This window comes from Pseudomonas sp. McL0111 (assembly GCF_052567255.1).
On sequence record NZ_CP199585.1, the window covers coordinates 242792 to 262868 of the forward strand.

Here is a 20077-nt window from a genome sequence, read left to right on the forward strand (position 1 = left end):
AGGCTGTGCACACTTGATATGGAAATGGTATCAGCCATCAGATGAAGCATTGCCGTCGGGGGTCACTTCCCCTACGCGCTTTTCCAGCTGTTTCAAACGTCGTGCAATGTCATCGAGCTGACGGATGCGTGCCGCGCTTTTGCGCCACTCAGCAGCCGGCTGCATCGCTGTACCGGAAGAATAGGCACCCGGTTCGGTAATCGAATGGGTGACCATGGTCATGCCGGTCAGGAAAACGTTGTCGCAAATATCGATATGCCCGACCAGACCAACACCACCAGCGAGCATGCAATGCTTGCCGATTTTGGTACTGCCGGAAATACCGACACACGCGGCCATGGCGGTGTGATCACCGACCTGGACGTTGTGTGCGATCTGAATCTGGTTGTCGAGCTTCACACCGTTGCCGATGACGGTATCGGCCAACGCACCGCGGTCGATGGCGGTGTTCACGCCGATCTCCACATCGTCGCCAATGGTCACGCCACCGATCTGGGCGATTTTCTGCCAGATGCCTTTCTCGTTGGCGAAGCCGAAGCCCTCACCGCCGAGCACCGCACCGGACTGAATAACCACTCGCTTACCGATGCGCACGTCGTGATACAGCGTTACACGCGGAGCGAGCCAGCCACCCTCGCCGATTTCGCTGCGGGCACCGATGAAGCAATGCGAGCCCAACGTGACTTGCGCGCCAATCTGCGCACCCGCTTCGATCACCACGAACGGGCCGACGCTGGCGGTTGGATCAACCACTGCATCTGCCGCAATCACCGCTGTCGGATGAATCCCGGCAGTGGATTTTGGCTTGGGATCGAACAGATGGGAGATACGCGCATAAGCCAGATAAGGGTCCGGTACTACCAGCGAGTTGCCGGCATAACCTTCGGCGTCCGCTTCTTTCAGCAATAGCGCAGCTGCCTGCGAGCCAGCCAGGTATTTGCGGTATTGAGGATTTGCCAGAAAGCTCAACTGAGCTGGGCCAGCCTCTTGCAAAGTGGCTAGCCCAGTAATTTGCTTCTCCGGGTCGCCACGCAGGGTGGCGCCGAGGAACTCGGCCAACTGGCCGAGCTTGATGGTCACGGTCATGGGTTACTTCAGCTGATTCATGCGCTCGATAACCTGGCGCGTGATGTCGTACTGAGGTTTGACATCAATCACTGCACCACGCTCGAACACCAGGTCAAAAGCACCTTTCTTGATGACTTCTTCCACTGCGCTATCCAGTTTCGGCTTCAGTTGCTTGAGCATTTCGCGATCAGCAACAGCTTTGGCTTCGTTCAGTTCCTTGGACTGGAACTGGAAGTCACGGGCCTTTTGCTTGAATTCCAGCTCCAGACGCTCGCGCTCACCCTGTTGCATCTTGTCGCCACCGGCCATCAGACGATCCTGAATACCCTTGGCGCTGCTTTCCAGAGTCTTGAGTTTGGTCAGCTGAGGACCGAATTTCTTCTCGGCATCCACGGCGTATTTCTTGGCCGCGTCGGACTCAAGCAGAGCCATCTGATAGTTCAGAACGGCGATTTTCATGTCGGCGAACGCCGGGCCTGCCACCAGTACGGAGGCCAGGAGAACCAATTGAGTCAACTTACGCACGATGCACTCCTACAAAATCCATTGTCGTTATCTTGGGTCAGACGCTTAGAACGTCTGGCCGAGGGAGAATTGGAACACTTGAGTCTCAGCGTTATCCGGTTTCTTGACCGGCATGGCCAGAGCAAAACTCAGAGGACCCAGTGCGGTGACCCAGGTCACGCCTACACCGACGGAACTGGCCATGTTGCTCAGGCTGATGTCGTTGCACTGAGTGTTGGCCTTCGTACCATCGGCATTGGTGGTCGATTTGCACGTCGAATCGAATACGTTACCGACGTCCCAGAATACCGAAGTACGCAGGGAGCGCTGATCTTTCACGAACGGCAGTGGGAACAGGACCTCAACACCACCCTGGATCAGCACGTTACCACCGAACGGAAGCGGATCCTGATCCGGGTCAGCGAGCGTGCCGGTGTTGCCAGTCTTATCGAAACCACGACTCGGCGTACTGCGCGGACCAAGAGTGCTGTCCTTGAAGCCACGAACCGAGTTGAAACCACCAGCATAGTAGTTTTCATAGAACGGCAAGCCATCGGTCGAACCGTAACCGTCGCCATAACCCAGCTCGGTGTGCAGACGCAGGGTGTAGTTCTCGGTGATCGGCTGGAACAGCTGACCGCGGTAATCAAGTTTGTAGAACGACAGGTCGCTGCCCGGAATGGTGGTTTCCAGGGTCAGGCTCTGCGAACGACCACGGGTCGGCAGTACGCCTTTGTTCAAGGTGGACTCGGACCAGCCGGCCGACGCCTTGAAGTTCAGGTACTGATCGCCTTCCTTGTTAACAAAGTCGAAAATCTCGTCAACGGTATAGGTACCGGTCTTGATCTTGTCTTGCTGCGCGGACAGACCGAAGGTCAGACGCGAAGTCTCGCTGATTGGATAGCCAACGTTGACGCCGGCACCCAGGCTGTCTACTGCGTAGCTTGCTACGTCGACGTCGAGGTCTTTGTAGTCAGTGGTGCGATAGAAAGCGTTGTAACCCAGGCTCACGCCATCGGCGGTCCAGTACGGGTCAACATAACCGAAGTTGTATCGGCTCTGGTATTCGCTTCGGGTCAGGCCAACGCTCACGCGGTTACCAGTACCGAGGAAGTTGTTCTGGGTGATCGAACCACCGAGGATCAGACCGGCGCTCTGTGCGAAACCGACGCTGGCGGTGATCGAACCGGATGCCTGTTCTTCAACGGCGTAGTTCACATCAACCTGGTCATCGACACCCGGTACAGCCGGCGTCTCGACGTTCACTTCCTTAAAGAAGCCCAGACGCTCAAGACGGGTCTTGGACTGATCGATCAGGTAGGTTGACGCCCAACCACCTTCCATCTGACGCATTTCACGACGCAGCACTTCGTCCTCAGACTTGGTGTTGCCACGGAAGTTGATGCGGTTGACGTAAGCACGCTTGCCCGGATCGACAGCGAACAGGATGTCCACGGTGTGGTCATCGTCATGCGGCTGAGGAATGCCGTTGACGTTGGCGAAGGTGTAACCCTCGTTACCCAGACGACGGGTAATCAGTTCGGACGTGGTGGTCATCAGCTTGCGCGAGAACACCTGGCCTTTCTGTACCAGCAGCAGGGACTTGACCTGGTCTTCAGGCACTTTCAGGTCACCGCTGAGTTTGACGTCACGAACGGTGTACTTCTCGCCTTCAGTGATGTTGACGGTGATGTAGACGTGCTTCTTGTCCGGGGTGATGGACACCTGGGTCGAAGCGATATCCATGTTGATATAGCCGCGGTCCAGATAGTAGGAACGCAGACGCTCAAGGTCACCAGAGAGTTTTTCACGGGCGTACTTGTCATCGTTCTTGAAGAACGACAGCCAGTTGGTGGTCTTCAGCTCGAACAGGTCGATCATGTCGTCATCAGGGAAGACAGTGTTGCCCACCACGTTGATGTGCTGAATGGCAGCAACGGTGCCTTCGTTGATCTTCACCTTCAGGCCGACACGGTTACGCGGCTGCGATACCACCTCGGTATCGACGGTAGCCGAGTAGCGACCCTGCGCGACGTACTGACGTTGCAGTTCGTTACGAACACCTTCAAGGGTCGCACGCTGGAAGATCTCGCCTTCGGCCAGACCGGACTGCTTGAGGCCTTTCATGAGGTCTTCGGTAGAGATCGCCTTGTTGCCCTCGATCTCGATACTGGCAACCGACGGACGTTCAACGACCGTGATTACCAGAACGTTGCCTTCGCGGCCCAGCTGGATATCTTGAAAGAAACCGGTTTTGAACAACGCACGAGTGGATTCCACCAGGCGACGATCATCCGCCTGCTCACCGACGTTCAACGGCAAGGCACCAAAGACGCTACCCGCGGAGACCCGCTGGAGGCCATTGACGCGAATATCAGAGATAGTGAAGGACTCGGCGTGAACTTCGGCGATCATCAATACGGTGAGAACCGCAGTTAGCAGCAGACGTTTCATGAAGTCCTTTCTTATTCCAACTGGCAATAAACAAACTGCCGCAAAATGCGGCAGATTCGCAATTCAGCGAAGCTTTACAGACGACCCAGATCGTTGACCAGAGCAAGCAACATCACTCCGACCACCAAACTGATACCGATCTGTACCCCCCAACCTTGCACCCGATCCGACAAGGGACGACCACGCGCCCACTCGATCAGATAAAACAACAAATGCCCCCCATCCAGTACAGGAATGGGCAGCAAATTCAGAACGCCCAGGCTAATACTCAGATAAGCAAGGAAATTCAGGAAATCAGCGACGCCCGACTGGGCAGAAGCGCCCGCCACTTTAGCAATGGTTATCGGTCCACTCAAGTTTTTTACCGAGAGCTCGCCGAACAGCATTTTCTTCAGTGAGTCCAGCGTCAGTACGCTCATGGTCCAGGTACGGTGAGCACCCTCGCCAATTGCCGCCAACGGACCATAACTGATCTCACGAATCATCTCCGGCGGCCAGTCCACAGCTTTCACCCCGGCCCCCAGATAACCGCTTGGCGCCTTGCTTTCGCCGCGAGCAGCCAGCGTCACAGGGACGTCGATTTGAGCACCGTCACGCTCGACGCGCAGCACAATTTTGGTATCAGGACGCGTACGAACGGTATCAACTACCTGCTGCCAGTCATCCAGGGCCTTGCCATCCAGAGACAGCAGGCGATCACCGGTTTTCAGACCAGCAGCCTGGGCCGGACCTTTCGAATCAAGTTCGGCAAGCACCGGCGGCAATGCCGGACGCCATGGACGGATGCCCAGCGAGCGGATCGGGTCCGGCTCGTCAGCACCTTTCAGCCACTTGTCCAACGTCAGCTCACGCGGCGAATCCGCCGTGGAACCTTGCTCGCGGACAAGAATTTGCAGGGAGCCGCTTTCACCCAGACGACGAACCAGTTGCAGGTTGACCGCCGCCCAGCCTGTGGTCGGCTCACCATCAACGGCGATGATTTCCTGCCCGGCACCCAAACCAGCCTTGGCCGCGATACTGCCGGACTCGACCGCACCAATCACCGGACGGATCTGCTGACTGCCAAGCATTGCCAACACCCAGAAGAACACCAGGGCCAGCAGAAAGTTGGCAATCGGGCCCGCGGCAACAATGGCGATACGCTGACGAACGGATTTGCGATTGAACGACTGATCAATCTGATCGACCGGGACTTCGCCTTCACGCTCATCGAGCATCTTGACGTAGCCGCCCAGCGGGATCGCCGCAATGACAAACTCCGTGCCCTTCTTGTCGTGCCAGCGCAGCAGCGGCATACCGAAGCCTACGGAGAAGCGCAGAACCTTGACCCCACAACGACGCGCGACCCAGAAATGGCCGAATTCGTGAAAGGTGACCAGAACACCCAAGGCAATCAGGGTGCCGGCAATCATATAGAGCGCGCTCATCTACTTTCTCCGCAATCCTGTTCAGTGCCGCGTGGAGCCAATATTACAAATTCTATCGACCGTGACGGCTCAGCCATTGCCCGGCCAGCGTTCGCGCCTTGGCATCCGCGGTGAATACCGCATCGAGATCATCCAGAGCGACTACAGGCTCCAGATTCAACACTTCCTCGATGATACTCGCGATTTCCGGGTAACGTACCCGCCCGTCGAGAAACGCCGCAACCGCCACTTCGTTGGCCGCATTGAGCATTGCCGGCGCACTGTTACCTGCCTCGGCAGCCTGGCGAGCCAGACGCAGACACGGGAAACGCCCTTCATCAGGGGCTTCGAAATCCAGTCGCGCAATCGCGAACAGATCCAGTGGCGCCACACCCGAGTCAATACGCTCAGGCCAGGCCAAGGCATTGGCAATCGGTGTGCGCATATCGGGATTGCCCAACTGGGCCAGCACCGAACCATCCACGTAATCGACCAGCGAGTGGATCACACTCTGCGGATGAATCACCACTTCGACCTGTGACGGCTTGGCATCGAACAACCAGCAAGCCTCGATCAACTCAAGGCCTTTGTTCATCATGCTGGCGGAGTCCACCGAGATCTTCCGGCCCATCGACCAGTTCGGGTGCGCACAGGCTTGATCAGGTGAAACATGCGCCAGCTCAGCCATTGGTGTCTGCCGGAACGGACCACCAGAAGCCGTAAGAAGAATCCGACGCACACCGACCGAACCCAACCCACGGGCAAAGTCGTGCGGCATGCACTGGAAGATCGCGTTGTGCTCGCTGTCGATCGGCAACAACACCGAACCGCTCTTGCGCACAGCCTGCATGAACAATGCACCGGACATCACCAGCGCTTCTTTATTCGCCAGGAGGATTTTCTTGCCCGCCTCGACCGCCGCGAGGGTCGGGCGCAAACCCGCCGCACCAACGATTGCAGCCATCACTGCGTCGACTTCAGGAGCAGCAGCGACCTGACACAGGCCCTCCTCCCCCACCAGCACGCGAGTGGACAAACCGGCAGCACGCAAATCGTCCTGCAGCTTTTGCGCGGCGCCGGCTTGCGGCACCACGGCAAACTGCGGCACATGGCGCAGGCATAGCGAGAACAGCTCACTCAAACGAGTGAAGCCGCTCAAGGCAAAAACCTGATAGCGCTCAGGATGACGAGCAATGACGTCGAGGGTACTGAGACCAATCGAGCCGGTCGCCCCGAGAACCGTAATCTGTTGTGCGCGGCTCACGGTGCAGCCATCCACAGCAACACCGCGAAGATCGGGATCGCCGCCGTCAGGCTGTCGATCCGATCCAGCACACCACCATGACCCGGCAACAGGTTACTGCTGTCCTTGATCCCGGATTGACGCTTGAACATGCTCTCGGTGAGATCACCCACCACCGAAATGAACACGATCAGCGCAGCGCCGATCAACGCCTTGAACAACTCGGCCACAGTCCAGTCGCGAACCAGGCCGACCACCGCAGTAATCACCAGGCTCAGAACCAGACCGCCATACACGCCTTCCCAGCTTTTGCCGGGACTGACTTGCGGTGCGAGCTTGCGCTTGCCGAAGGCACGACCGGAGAAGTAGGCGCCGATGTCAGCACCCCACACCAGCACCATCACAGCCATGATCAGCCAGTTACCCAACGGATACTGCTTGATCTGCACCAGCCCTTGCCAGGCAGGCAACAGAATCAGCAAACCGATGACCAGCTTGCTCGCAGCACTGGACCAGCGCTCGCTCGAAGCCGGGTAAGTCAGCACCAGATATGTCGCCACCGCCCACCACAACACCGAAGCACCCAGCACCCATGGCGCAAGGTCAGGCAGGATGTACATGAAGAACAGCAGCAATGCGACAACGGCGGCATAACCGACGCGGAACGACTGCGCAGTAAAACCGGCCAGGCGTGCCCATTCCCAGGCGCCCAGGCTTACGACCAGACCGATGAACAGTGCAAAACCGGAACCCTGCAGCAGGAAAAACCCGCACAGGGCGATCGGCAACAGGATCAGCGCAGTGATGATTCGTTGTTTAAGCATTAAACCCGGGCTCCAGCTTCGACCTGTTCGCTCGTTTTACCGAAACGACGCTGGCGCGAAGCGAAATCGGCCAGCGCAGTGCGCATGGCTTCGTGTTTGAAGTCCGGCCAGAACAGGTCGGAGAAGTACAACTCGGCGTAAGCCAGTTGCCACAGCAGGAAGTTGCTGATGCGGTGCTCGCCACCGGTGCGGATGCACAGATCCGGCAGCGGCAGATCGCCAGTTGCCAGACAGGTCTGCAGCAGCTCAGGGGTGATGTCTTCCGGACGCAGATGCCCGGCCTGAACCTCACGGGCCAGACGCTGCGCAGCCTGCGCAATGTCCCACTGACCGCCGTAATTGGCGGCAATCTGCAGGACAAAACGGTTGGCACCGGCAGTCATGGCCTCGGCTTCGCGCATCGCAGCCTGCAACTCAGGATGGAAGCGCGAGCGATCACCAATGATCCGCAAGCTGATGTTGTTGTCGTTGAGGCGCCTGGCCTCGCGACGCAGGGCCTTGAAGAACAGATCCATCAAGGCACTGACTTCATCGGCTGGACGCTGCCAGTTTTCACTGGAGAAGGCGAACAGGGTCAACACTTCGACCTTGGCCTCAGCGCAAACCTCGATCACCGCCCGTACAGCATCCACTCCCGCTTTATGCCCGGCGACACCCGGCATAAAGCGTTTTTTCGCCCAGCGATTGTTGCCATCCATGATGATCGCGACATGGCGCGGCACCGCGGACGGCGCAGTCTGCTTGGTCTTATCCATTGAAACGCGACCCTTATACGGCCATCAAGTCCGCTTCTTTTTGCTTGGTGGCCGCATCGATATCAGCCTCAGCCTTGTCGGTCAGCTTCTGGATGTCGGCAGCAGCACGACGCTCTTCGTCTTCGCTGATTTCTTTGTCCTTGACCAGCTTCTTCAGCTCGCCCAAGGCATCACGACGAATGTTGCGCACGGCAACACGAGCATCTTCCGCTGCGCTACGCGCCTGCTTGGTGAAGCCCTTGCGGGTTTCTTCAGTCAGGGCTGGCATCGAGATCAGCAGCAACTCACCCAGGTTGGTCGGGTTGAGGTTCAGACCAGCGCTCTGGATTGCCTTGTCGACGGCCGCGAGCATGTTGCGCTCGAATGCCACGACTTGCAGAGTGCGCGAGTCTTTTACAGTGATGTTGGCCACTTGGGTGATGGAGGTGTCAGCACCGTAGTAAGGCACCATCACACTACCGAGGATGCTCGGGTGCGCCTTGCCGGTTCGGATCTGACCGAATGCATGGGACAGCGAGTCCAGGGATTTCTGCATGCGCTCTTGAGCGTCTTTCTTGATTTCGTTGATCATTGTTGACCTTCCTCGATCAGAGTCCCTTCAGCGCCGCCGTGAACGATGTTCAGCAGGGCACCGGGCTTGTTCATGTTGAATACGCGCAGCGGCATCTTGTGGTCGCGGCACAGGCAAATAGCTGTCAGGTCCATCACGCCCAGTTTGCGATCCAGTACTTCATCATAAGTCAGATGATCGAACTTCTCGGCATGCGGGTCTTTGAACGGGTCAGCAGTGTAGACGCCATCGACCTTGGTCGCTTTCAGCACAACGTCGGCATCGATTTCGATGGCACGCAGGCAGGCTGCCGAATCCGTGGTGAAGAACGGATTACCGGTACCGGCGGCGAAAATCACCACGTCTTTGGAGTTCAGGTGACGCATGGCTTTGCGACGATCGTAGTGATCGGTCACGCCAACCATGGAAATAGCCGACATGACGATTGCCGAGATATTGGCACGCTCCAGCGCATCACGCATGGCCAGGGCGTTCATCACAGTGGCCAGCATGCCCATGTGGTCGCCTGTAACCCGATCCATGCCGGCTTTGCTCAAGGCTTCGCCGCGGAACAGGTTGCCACCGCCGATCACCAGACCGACCTGAACACCGATGCCGACCAGTTGGCCGACTTCCAGCGCCATCCGATCCAGTACTTTTGGATCGATCCCGAACTCTTCCGAGCCCATCAGGGCCTCGCCGCTAAGCTTGAGTAGAATGCGTTTATAGCGAGCCTGATAACCACTGCCCTGCTGAGCCATTGCGAATCTCTCCTGCGGCGTATTTAAAAATTCTTTGCGAGCTGTTTACAGCTGGCGTTCACTCTAGCTTGGCGCTGCTTCAGCGCCATCGGAACCTGGCTTTGTAAGTCAGTTCCCAGCGGAAACCAATTAAAAATTGGTAACCCCATCTGAAAAGAGGCTGCGCGCGTAAGCGGGCAGCCTCTTTCGGGCGACAGTTGAAAACTGTCTTATTGCTTGGCGGCAGCCAGCTGGGCAGCAACTTCTTCAGCGAAGTTGTCGACCGGCTTCTCGATGCCTTCGCCTACTTTGAAGTAGGTGAAGGAAACGATTTCAGCGCCAGCTTTCTTGGCCAGCTCGCCAACCTTGATTTCAGGGTTCTTGACGAACGCCTGCTCAACCAGGCTTGCTTCTGCCAGGAACTTGCTGATACGGCCTTTGACCATATTTTCAACAATGTTTTCTGGCTTGCCTTTGATTTTTTCTTCGTTCAGCTGCAGGAACACAGCTTTTTCGCGCTCGATAGCTTCAGCCGAAACTTCCGATGGCAGCAGGAACTCAGGGTTGCTGGCCGCTACGTGCATAGCGATGTCTTTGGCCAGTTCAACGGTGCCGCCTTTCAGAACAACTGCAACACCGATCTTGTTGCCGTGCAGGTAGCCACCAACAACGTCGCCTTCTACGCGAACCAGACGACGGATGTTGACGTTTTCGCCAACCTTGCCAACCAGTACCAGACGAGCAGCTTCTTGAGCTTCGATCAGCGGAGCAACATCAGTCAGCTTGTCGGCGAACGCTTTTTCAACGCTTGCAGCAACAAATGCCTTGAAGTCGTCCTGCAGAGCCAGGAAGTCGGTCTGCGAGTTCACTTCCAGCAGAACAGCGGATTTGCCGTCTTCTTTCAGTGCGATCGCGCCTTCAGCAGCTACGTTACCTGCTTTCTTGGCAGCCTTGATTGCGCCCGAAGCACGCATGTCATCAATGGCTTTTTCGATGTCGCCGTCAGCCTTTTCCAGGGCTTTCTTGCAATCCATCATGCCTTCGCCGGTACGCTCGCGCAGTTCTTTAACCAACGCCGCAGTAATTGCTGCCATTTTCAAATTCCTCTTGGATAGGTTTTCAACCATTCCACCCGATCGAACGGGCGTTCAATTCTTCCCGAATCACCTTGTAGCCGCTGCACGTTACAGATGCTGTAGCTGCGCTGCCGACAAATGGTTTTCGAGGTGGCAAAAAGGGGGCCAAGCCCCCTTTTTGCTTACTGAGTCAACGCCAGGGCGTCAAATTACTCAGCTGCAGCCTGAGTTTCTTCAGCTGCGAACTCTACAGTACCGCCGGAAACATTGTTGCGACCACGGATAACAGCGTCAGCCATCGAACCCATGTACAGCTGGATAGCGCGGATTGCGTCATCGTTGCCTGGGATGATGTAGTCAACGCCTTCCGGGCTGCTGTTGGTATCGACTACGCCGATAACCGGGATGCCCAGCTTGTTGGCTTCGGTGATCGCGATGCGCTCGTGATCAACGTCGATTACGAACAGTGCGTCTGGCAGACCGCCCATGTCCTTGATACCACCCAACGAACGATCCAGCTTCTCAAGATCGCGAGTGCGCATCAGCGCTTCTTTCTTGGTCAGCTTGGCGAAAGTACCGTCTTCGGCTTGCACTTCAAGGTCACGCAGACGCTTGATGGAAGCACGGATGGTTTTGAAGTTGGTCAGCATGCCGCCCAACCAGCGGTGATCGACGTACGGCGAACCGCAACGTGCTGCTTCTTCAGCAACGATCTTGCCAGCGGAACGCTTGGTGCCGACGAACAGAATCTTGTTTTTGCCCTGGGCCAGACGCTCTACGAAAGTCAGAGCTTCGTTGAACATTGGCAGGGTTTTTTCAAGGTTGATGATGTGAATCTTGTTACGCGCGCCGAAAATGTATTTACCCATTTTCGGGTTCCAGTAACGGGTTTGGTGACCGAAGTGCACACCGGCCTTCAGCATATCGCGCATGTTGACTTGGGACATGATAGTTCCTTAATAAGTCGGGTTTGGCCTCCACGTACCCCAATGACCAACCAGTGGCATTAAGCCAAAAGCACCCAGGTCATCGTGTCGACACGTGTGTGGATTTAAGCCTTTCGGGGTATCCCCGGAAAGCGGCGCATTTTATATCACAGGGTGGGCGAAAACGGAACCCGGAATCTGCAATCGCTCCGCAGACGCAGGCGCCAGCCCCTTGGAATCGGTTCAGCAGGCACCATTCTATAGAGAGAAGCGATGCACGCAGGCGCGGATTTGCTCTGTGCGTCTGATAGAATCGCGTTTTATCAGGTCGCAAAATGAACACCGCGACCCTATTCGTATCAAGCAAGCGCAGTCGAGCGCAGAGAGAGCCTGTATGACCGTCAACCTCAAAACCCCCGAGGACATCGCTGGCATGCGTGTCGCCGGCAAACTGGCCGCCGATGTGCTGGAAATGATTGCCGAACATGTCAAGCCGGGCGTGACCACTGATCAGTTGAACCAGATCTGCCACGACTACATTGTCGATGTGCAGCAGGCCATCCCTGCTCCGCTGAACTACAAGGGCTACCCGAAGTCGATCTGCACCTCGATCAACCATGTGGTCTGCCACGGCATCCCGAATGACAAGCCGCTGAAAAACGGCGACACCCTGAACATCGACGTGACGGTAATCAAAGACGGCTACCACGGTGACACCAGCCGCATGTTCCACGTCGGCGAAGTGCCAGTCTGGGCCGAACGCCTGTCGCAGATCACCCAGGAATGCATGTACAAGGCGATCGAGATCGTCAAACCCGGCTGCCGCCTGGGCGACATCGGTGAAGTGATCCAGAAGCACGCTGAAAAGAACGGCTTCTCGGTGGTTCGCGAATTCTGCGGCCACGGCATTGGCAAGGTGTTCCACGAAGAACCACAGATCCTGCATTACGGTCGCGCAGGCACCGGCATGGAACTGAAGGCCGGCATGACTTTCACCATCGAACCAATGATCAACCAGGGCAAGGCCGACACCAAAGTATTGGGCGACGGCTGGACCGCGATCACCAAGGACCGCAAGCTCTCGGCACAGTGGGAACACACTCTGCTGGTGACTGATACTGGCTACGAGATCTTCACCCTGCGCGCCGACGACACCATCCCGCGCATCTCGGCCTGATCCACACAACGCTCCCAGCCTTTATAAAGGAAAGCCAATCGATGCCGCAGGTGGATCCCGAACTCTTCGACCGCGGCCAGTTCCAGGCAGAACTGGCCCTCAAAGCGAGTCCTATCGCGGCGTTCAAGAAGGCGATCCGCCAGGCCCGCGAAGTGCTCGACACGCGTTTTCGCCATGGTCGCGACATCCGCCGCCTGATCGAAGACCGTGCCTGGTTCGTCGATAACATCCTGCAAAAGGCCTGGGAGCAGTTTAACTGGAGCGAAGACGCCGACATCGCGCTGGTCGCGGTCGGCGGTTATGGCCGCGGTGAACTGCACCCTTATTCCGATATCGATTTGCTGATCCTGCTGGACAGCGCCGATCACGAAGTTTTCCGCGATTCCATCGAACGTTTTCTGACGCTGCTGTGGGACATCGGTCTCGAAGTCGGTCAGAGCGTTCGCTCGGTCGATGAATGTGCCGAAGAGGCGCGCGCCGACCTGACCGTCGTCACCAATCTGATGGAAAGCCGCACCATTTGCGGCCCCGAGCGCCTGCGCCAGCGCATGCTCGACGTCACCAGCACCGCGCATATGTGGCCGGCCAAAGAGTTCTTCCTGGCCAAACGTGCCGAGCAGAAAGCCCGCCACCACAAATACAACGACACCGAGTACAACCTGGAGCCGAACGTCAAAGGCTCGCCCGGTGGACTACGCGATATTCAGACGATTCTGTGGGTCGCACGCCGTCAGTACGGCACCCTGAACCTGCGCGCGCTCGCCGGCGAAGGCTTCCTCGTCGAAAGTGAAAACGCCCTGCTCGCCTCCTCCCAGGAATTCCTCTGGAAAGTGCGCTACGCCCTGCACATGCTGGCCGGCCGCTCTGAAGATCGCTTGCTGTTCGATCACCAACGCACGATTGCAACGCTGTTGGGTTTTGAAGGCGATGACGCCAAACAGGCCATCGAAAACTTCATGCAGCAGTATTACCGCACGGTCATGAGCATCGCCCAGCTCAGCGACCTGATCATCCAGCACTTCGAGGAAGTCATCCTCGCACCGGATGACGAAGCGCCGCCACAGCCGATCAACTCGCGATTCCAGTTGCACGACGGCTATATCGAAGCACGCAACGACAACGTGTTCCGCCGTACGCCGTTCGCCATGCTCGAGATCTTCGTGCTGATGGCGCAACAGCCGGAAATCAAAGGCGTGCGCGCCGATACCATCCGCCTGCTGCGCGAAAACCGTCATCTGATCGACGACGACTTCCGCAACGACATCCGCAATACCAGCCTGTTCATCGAGCTGTTCAAGTGCAAGATCGGCATCCATCGCAACCTGCGCCGAATGAACCGTTACGGCATTCTCGGCCGCTACCTGCCGGAGTTCGGTTTCATCGTCGGGCAGATGCAGCATGACCTGTTTCACATCTATACCGTCGATGCACACACGCTGAATCTGATCAAACACCTGCGCAAGTTGCAGTACACCCAGGTGTCGGAGAAATTTCCGCTGGCGGCCAAGCTCATGGCGAAACTGCCCAAGCCCGAACTCATTTACATGGCGGGTCTGTATCACGACATCGGCAAGGGTCGACATGGCGATCACTCGGAGATCGGCGCGGTCGACGCCGAAGCGTTCTGCCAACGCCATCAATTGCCGTTGTGGGACAGCCGCCTGATTGTCTGGCTGGTGCAAAACCATCTGGTGATGTCGACCACCGCCCAGCGCAAGGACTTGTCTGATCCGCAGGTGATCCACGATTTCGCTCAGGCGGTCGGCGACGAAATCCGTCTCGACTATCTGTACGTGCTGACCGTCGCCGACATCAACGCCACCAACCCTACGCTGTGGAATTCATGGCGTGCGAGCCTGTTGCGCCAGCTCTACACCGAGACCAAACGTGCCTTGCGCCGTGGCCTGGAAAACCCGGTGGATCGCGAAGAGCAGATCCGTCAGACGCAAAGTGCCGCGCTGGATATTCTGGTGCGCGGCGGTACCGATCCGGACGATGTCGAACAATTGTGGGCGCAACTGGGCGATGACTATTTCCTGCGGCACACCGCCGGCGATGTCGCCTGGCACAGTGACGCGATTCTCCAGCAGCCGGCCGATGGCGGGCCGCTGGTGCTGATCAAGGAAACCACCCAGCGCGAATTCGAGGGCGGCACGCAGATCTTCATTTATGCCCCGGATCAGCACGACTTCTTCGCCGTGACCGTGGCCGCGATGGATCAGCTCAACCTGAACATTCACGATGCACGGGTCATCACGTCCAGCAGCCAGTTCACCCTCGACACCTACATAGTGCTCGACAACGAAGGCGAATCCATCGGCGATAATCCGGCCCGGGTCAAACAGATCCGTGACGGCCTGACCGACGCCCTGCGTAATCCCGATGATTATCCGACGATCATTCAGCGGCGGGTTCCGCGTCAGCTCAAGCACTTTGCGTTCGCGCCGCAGGTGACGATCCACAACGATGCACAACGTCCGGTGACCGTACTGGAGCTGACAGCCCCAGACCGTCCGGGGTTGCTGGCGCGAATCGGCGGGATTTTCCTCGAGTTCGACCTGTCGCTGCAGAACGCCAAGATTGCCACGCTGGGCGAACGGGTGGAGGACGTGTTCTTCATCACCGACGCGCATAACCAGCCACTGTCCGACCCACTGCTGTGCAGCCGCTTGCAGGATGCGATCGTCGAACAGTTAAGCGTCAATCAGGAACCCGATATCAAACTTTCGCGCATCAGTATCTGATCCAACACATTTCCCCCTGTGGGGGCGAGCTTGCTCGCGAAAGCGCTTTCGCGAGCAAGCTCGCCCCCACATTGAACGAGGCCCGCATGAACAACGCTCTGAACCAGCTCCAGCCCTACCCGTTCGAAAAGCTCCGCGCCCTGCTCGGCACGGTCACGCCGAACCCGGACAAGCGCCCTATCGCGCTATCGATCGGCGAGCCGAAACATCGCTCGCCAAGCTTTGTCGCCGAAGCGCTGGCAAACAACCTGGATCAGATGGCGGTGTATCCGACCACCCTCGGCATTCCCGCGCTGCGCGAAGCGATTGCCAACTGGTGCGAGCGTCGTTTCAGCGTGCCAAGTGGCTGGCTCGACCCGGCGCGCAACGTGCTGCCGGTCAACGGCACCCGCGAAGCGCTGTTCGCCTTCACCCAGACCGTGGTCAACCGTGGCGACGACGCACTGGTGGTCAGCCCGAACCCGTTCTATCAGATCTATGAAGGCGCGGCGTTCCTTGCCGGCGCCAAGCCGCATTACCTGCCATGCCTCGACGAAAACGGCTTGAATCCGGACTTCGACGCCGTGACGCCGGACATCTGGAAGCGCTGCCAGATCCTGTTTCTGTGCTCGCCGGGCAACCCGACCGGCGCACTGATCCCGGTTGAAACCCTGAAGAAACTCATCGCGCTGGCCGACGAATACGACTTCGTGATTGCCGCCGACGAATGCTACAGCGAACTGTACTTCGACGAACAAACGCCACCGCCGGGCCTGCTCAGCGCCTGCGTCGAACTGGGCCGCAAGGACTTCAAACGTTGCGTGGTGTTCCACAGCCTGTCCAAGCGCTCCAACCTGCCGGGCCTGCGCTCGGGTTTTGTCGCCGGTGATGCCGACATCCTCAAGGGCTTCCTGCTGTATCGCACCTATCACGGTTGCGCGATGCCGGTACAAACCCAGTTGGCCAGCGTCGCCGCATGGAATGACGAAGTTCACGTACGCGCCAACCGGGCGCTGTACCGCGAGAAGTTCGATGCGGTTCTGGCAATCCTCAGCCCGGTGATGGACGTACAGCATCCAGACGGCAGCTTCTATCTGTGGCCGAATGTGCAAGGCGATGACGCAGCATTCTGCCGTGATCTGTTTGCTGAAGAGCATGTCACCGTGGTGCCGGGCTCTTATCTGTCCCGCGAAGTGGATGGCGTCAATCCAGGTACCGGTCGCGTACGCATGGCATTGGTTGCACCACTGGCTGAATGTGTAGAAGCCGCTGAACGCATTCGCGCCTTCGTAACTCGCCAACAGTAAACTTGAATCCGTGCCAGCTTCGGCTGGCACGGAATTTTGCATATCAAGTAACAGTTCAAGTACATCCATATATTAACTCTCCTTGAATTACGGTTTAGTCTTGGGCCGCGCACTTAATTGCGCTTTTTTTACCCCCTACTGCCTACTTCAAGGAAGAAGTCGAGATGAGTGATCTTTTTGATTGCATGTTGATTCAATGGCCAGACGAACAGTCAGCCTTTAATGCGGCCATCAACGAAAACCCGGCCAATGCCGGCCCCAGCCAAGGGGGACGACGCAAACGCTCACTGGTTAACTATTCAAAGCTGTGGGCTAACGGTCGAAGCTTGAAAATCGCTTTCATGGATACACCGCCCGCCGAACATAAACAGAAGATAATTGATGCCGCCTGCCGCTGGCTGCCTTATATCAACTTGAAGTTTGAGTTTGTCGATGGCATACAGGGTGATATTCGTATCTCCACGAACACCGGCGAAAACAGTTCGATGCTCGGCACCGACGCGCTACTCATTCACCCCGACTGGCCGACCATGAGTCTGGGCGTCAAGCCCGACCATGAAGATTTTGAGGTTATCGTGACTCATGAGTTTGGCCATGCCTTGGGCGCGATGCACGAACACCAGCATCCAAAGGCCAATATTCCCTGGGATAAACCCAAGGTGTACGAGTTCTATCGCAATCGCGAAATGAATCCGATCAACAGTGAGCAAGTTGACTGGAATCTGTTCACGCCTTTCGACACTCTGGAAGCGATCTACACCGACTACGACAGAAAGTCGATCATGCATCACCCTGTTTCAAACGATTTGACCTTAGGCAATTGGGAAAACAAGATCAATCGCGAAATAAGTAAAAAAGACAAGACCCTGATGCGCTTACTTTATCCAAAATAAGCACGGCTTTTTTCTGGCAACCGATTACCGCAACTCTTTCGAAACACGATAACCAGTTATATGGATAAGGTAAGCATGGCCAGTGCTTATTCTTTTCCAAAGACTCATGGTAATTAAGCCCACGGTCATTTGACCAGACCGAGATTAGCCTCGCTCAAGTCCAGTTCCCCCAGCACTTCGCGTAATACGTCATCACCAATCTGGTGATGACGGCTCAGGCTATACAGCTCCAGACGCTGCGCCCGCAGCGCTTTCAGACGCAAGCGCCGCTCTAGCAGATCCATCTGGAACGCCAGCGCCTGCGCCTCGGCCGAATCGTTGAACACCGCCAACTGATGCCGATACTCGGACATGATCCGGGCCTTGAGTTCAGCCGCCAATGCGGCCTGAGCGGCATCCTGTGGGCCGGTTTCCTCGGCTTCCAATGCATGAATCGCCGCTTCGGCAGTCTTGCGCCAAGCGTCGCGTACCTCTTGCCGGCGCTTGTCGTCCGGACTCTTTTCAATCCCGCGCAGCAACAACGGCAAGGCGATACAAGCCGAGATCAGCGACAGCAGAATCACCCCAGCAGCAATGAAGATCAGCAGATCACGTTCGGGAAACGCCTCGCTGCCCATCAACATTGGCACCGACATCACGCCCGCCAGCGTCACCGCACCGCGCACGCCGCCGACCGTCAACAGCCAGCAAGATCGCGCGGTGGGCACTTGGGTCAGCGCGCCTTTGCCGCGCCAGCGCCGCAACAGTACCGACAGGCGCCAGATGCTCTGTACCCAGATAAACCGCAACAGCACCAGTGCCAGAAATATCGCCACCACGTCGAGGCAGCGATACAACAAGGTCGGCCACAATGTCGGCTCGTGGCTGACCACGGCTTTGATAATGTCCGGCAGTTGCAGGCCGAGCAGCAGGAAGATCAGGCCATTGAAAGCAAATTCCAGTAGCGACCAGACGCTACGGTTAAGCAGCCGGGTGCTGGTCTGCCGTGGCAGCAGATCGAGCCAGCTCTGCATCATTCCCGCCGCGACCGCCGAGAGAATGCCCGAGACGCCAAGGCGTTCGGCTAGCACATAAGCGGCGAATGGCAGCAGCAACATGAACACCACGTGCGTGGCAGGATCGTCCCAGCCCCGGGCGATCATCCAGGCGCGCAATCGGCCAACCAGCCAGCTCAGCGCCACCCCGACTGCCAATCCCCCCACAGCCACCACGACAAAGGTCAGGCTGGCATTGGCCAGCGAGAACACGCCAGTCACCGCTGCGGCCAGAGCAAACTTGAACGTCACCAGACCCGACGCATCGTTCATCAGCGCCTCGCCTTGCAGCATGTGCATCAGCGGCGTCGGCAGGCGGTTCTGCGAGATTGCCGATACCGCCACGGCGTCGGTTGGCGACAACACCGCCGCAAGGGCAAAAGCCACCGGCAGTGGAATCGTCGGCAACAGCCAATGAATGAAGTAACCGGCACCGACTACGGTGAACAACACCAGCCCGACCGCGAGCGTCAGGATCGGGCCCCGCAAATGCCAGAGCTCGCGTTTGGGCATGCGCCAGCCATCGGAAAACAGCAGCGGCGGCAGGAACAGAAACAGAAACAGTTCCGGATCGAGGGCCACATGCAGACCCAGCGTAGGCCAGGCCAACAAGGCCCCGGCAGCGATTTGCACCAGAGGCAATGGCAGCGGGATAACCCGTCCGACCAGACGCGAGACGCTGACAAGCATCAGCAGGATCAGAACGGTATAAGCGGTTTGCATAAAGCGGAAATCTCAGACAATCGACAGCGTTGAACTGCCATATTAGCCGCTTAGGATGCGTCTGGCGTTTGCACCTATGTCGCACGCCCGCAACGCCATTCCAATGTGGGAGCGAGCTTGCTCGCGAATGCGGTGTGTCATTCAACAAAGATATTGACTGACACGGCCCCTTCGCGAGCAAGCTCGCTCCCACAGGGTTTTGCATTGCCAAATGAAGCCGGGCGCCCGAAACGCTGTGGTCATGGCATAATCCGACACCATTTTTCTCCAGCACCTGTAAAGGGGGCGATTCCTTGACCGTTTCAAGTAAAACGTTGCACCTTTTCGGCATCAAAGCCTGCGACACCATGAAGAAGGCGCGCACCTGGCTCGATGAACACGCTGTCAGCTACGACTTTCATGATTACAAAACCGCCGGTATCGACCGTGAACACCTGACCCAATGGTGTGACGAACACGGCTGGCAAACGGTGTTGAACCGTGCAGGCACGACCTTTCGCAAACTCGACGACGAACGCAAAGCCGATCTCGACCAATCGAAAGCCATCGAACTGATGCTCGCACAACCCTCGATGATCAAGCGCCCGGTGCTCGATCTCGGTGACCGAACCCTGATTGGCTTCAAGCCAGATATCTACGCGGCCGCTCTGAAGTAAGCAGCCCGTCACTTTTTG

The 20077-nt window shown here is 57.4% G+C and carries 17 protein-coding genes; 5 read left to right on the forward strand and 12 right to left on the reverse strand.

The genetic code is table 11. From position 1 onward, the window contains the following. Window positions 1-30: 30 nt before the first annotated feature. The 11 genes from lpxD to rpsB form a co-directional block, all read right to left on the reverse strand. Window positions 31-1086: a UDP-3-O-(3-hydroxymyristoyl)glucosamine N-acyltransferase gene (lpxD, locus tag ACTWLJ_RS01265; protein WP_445179588.1), complete on the reverse strand. Its 1056-nt coding sequence runs from the start codon at window positions 1084-1086 to the stop codon at window positions 31-33. Between the two features lie 3 nt (window positions 1087-1089). Further along, window positions 1090-1593, reverse strand: coding sequence for an OmpH family outer membrane protein (locus ACTWLJ_RS01270; RefSeq protein ID WP_007990260.1), 504 nt, complete (start codon window positions 1591-1593; stop codon window positions 1090-1092). Window positions 1594-1638: 45 nt separating this feature from the next. Then, window positions 1639-4026: an outer membrane protein assembly factor BamA gene (gene bamA / locus ACTWLJ_RS01275; protein WP_445179589.1), complete on the reverse strand. Its 2388-nt coding sequence runs from the start codon at window positions 4024-4026 to the stop codon at window positions 1639-1641. 74 nt (window positions 4027-4100) lie between these two features. After that, window positions 4101-5453, reverse strand: a complete 1353-nt coding sequence (gene rseP, locus ACTWLJ_RS01280; RefSeq protein WP_445179590.1) for a sigma E protease regulator RseP — start codon at window positions 5451-5453, stop codon at window positions 4101-4103. 52 nt (window positions 5454-5505) lie between these two features. Next, window positions 5506-6696, reverse strand: a complete 1191-nt coding sequence (ispC, locus tag ACTWLJ_RS01285; protein ID WP_445179591.1) for a 1-deoxy-D-xylulose-5-phosphate reductoisomerase — start codon at window positions 6694-6696, stop codon at window positions 5506-5508. Further along, complete coding sequence (locus tag ACTWLJ_RS01290; protein WP_445179592.1) at window positions 6693-7499, reverse strand: phosphatidate cytidylyltransferase; 807 nt, start codon at window positions 7497-7499, stop codon at window positions 6693-6695. Before ACTWLJ_RS01290 ends, ispC begins: the two co-directional genes overlap by 4 nt. Then, window positions 7499-8254 (reverse strand): polyprenyl diphosphate synthase, encoded by a 756-nt coding sequence (gene uppS / locus ACTWLJ_RS01295; protein ID WP_445179593.1) that lies wholly within the window; start codon window positions 8252-8254, stop codon window positions 7499-7501. The genes ACTWLJ_RS01290 and uppS overlap by 1 nt, the downstream gene beginning before the upstream one ends. A gap of 13 nt (window positions 8255-8267) precedes the next feature. After that, entirely contained in the window at window positions 8268-8825 is a 558-nt protein-coding gene (gene frr / locus ACTWLJ_RS01300) for a ribosome recycling factor (RefSeq protein WP_187679155.1), read from the reverse strand. After that, the gene (gene pyrH, locus ACTWLJ_RS01305; protein ID WP_003222124.1) at window positions 8822-9565 is read right to left on the reverse strand and encodes a UMP kinase; all 744 of its coding nucleotides are present in this window, start codon (window positions 9563-9565) and stop codon (window positions 8822-8824) included. Before pyrH ends, frr begins: the two co-directional genes overlap by 4 nt. 209 nt (window positions 9566-9774) lie before the next feature. Beyond that, on the reverse strand, window positions 9775-10638 hold the full coding sequence (tsf, locus tag ACTWLJ_RS01310) for a translation elongation factor Ts (RefSeq protein WP_401221281.1): 864 nt from the start codon (window positions 10636-10638) through the stop codon (window positions 9775-9777). Window positions 10639-10829: 191 nt separating this feature from the next. Further along, complete coding sequence (gene rpsB / locus ACTWLJ_RS01315; RefSeq protein WP_187679157.1) at window positions 10830-11567, reverse strand: 30S ribosomal protein S2; 738 nt, start codon at window positions 11565-11567, stop codon at window positions 10830-10832. A gap of 373 nt (window positions 11568-11940) precedes the next feature. Here rpsB and map point away from each other — a divergent pair, with 373 nt between their 5' ends. From map to ACTWLJ_RS01335, 4 genes are all read left to right on the forward strand, one after another. Next, window positions 11941-12723 carry a type I methionyl aminopeptidase gene (gene map / locus ACTWLJ_RS01320; RefSeq protein WP_042557873.1) on the forward strand — a complete coding sequence of 261 codons (783 nt, stop codon included), beginning with the start codon at window positions 11941-11943 and terminating at the stop codon, window positions 12721-12723. A 41-nt stretch (window positions 12724-12764) separates the two neighbouring features. Beyond that, window positions 12765-15467 (forward strand): [protein-PII] uridylyltransferase, encoded by a 2703-nt coding sequence (locus ACTWLJ_RS01325; RefSeq protein ID WP_445179594.1) that lies wholly within the window; start codon window positions 12765-12767, stop codon window positions 15465-15467. Between the two features lie 86 nt (window positions 15468-15553). Beyond that, window positions 15554-16753 carry a succinyldiaminopimelate transaminase gene (gene dapC, locus ACTWLJ_RS01330; RefSeq protein WP_445179595.1) on the forward strand — a complete coding sequence of 400 codons (1200 nt, stop codon included), beginning with the start codon at window positions 15554-15556 and terminating at the stop codon, window positions 16751-16753. 164 nt (window positions 16754-16917) lie between these two features. Then, the gene (locus ACTWLJ_RS01335; RefSeq protein WP_445179596.1) at window positions 16918-17646 is read left to right on the forward strand and encodes a M12 family metallopeptidase; all 729 of its coding nucleotides are present in this window, start codon (window positions 16918-16920) and stop codon (window positions 17644-17646) included. A gap of 125 nt (window positions 17647-17771) precedes the next feature. Here ACTWLJ_RS01335 and ACTWLJ_RS01340 read toward each other — a convergent pair whose 3' ends face one another. Beyond that, the gene (locus ACTWLJ_RS01340) at window positions 17772-19403 is read right to left on the reverse strand and encodes a Na+/H+ antiporter (protein ID WP_445179597.1); all 1632 of its coding nucleotides are present in this window, start codon (window positions 19401-19403) and stop codon (window positions 17772-17774) included. 293 nt (window positions 19404-19696) lie between these two features. Here ACTWLJ_RS01340 and ACTWLJ_RS01345 point away from each other — a divergent pair, with 293 nt between their 5' ends. Then, window positions 19697-20059 (forward strand): ArsC family reductase, encoded by a 363-nt coding sequence (locus tag ACTWLJ_RS01345; protein WP_003222107.1) that lies wholly within the window; start codon window positions 19697-19699, stop codon window positions 20057-20059. Window positions 20060-20077: the final 18 nt, after the last annotated feature.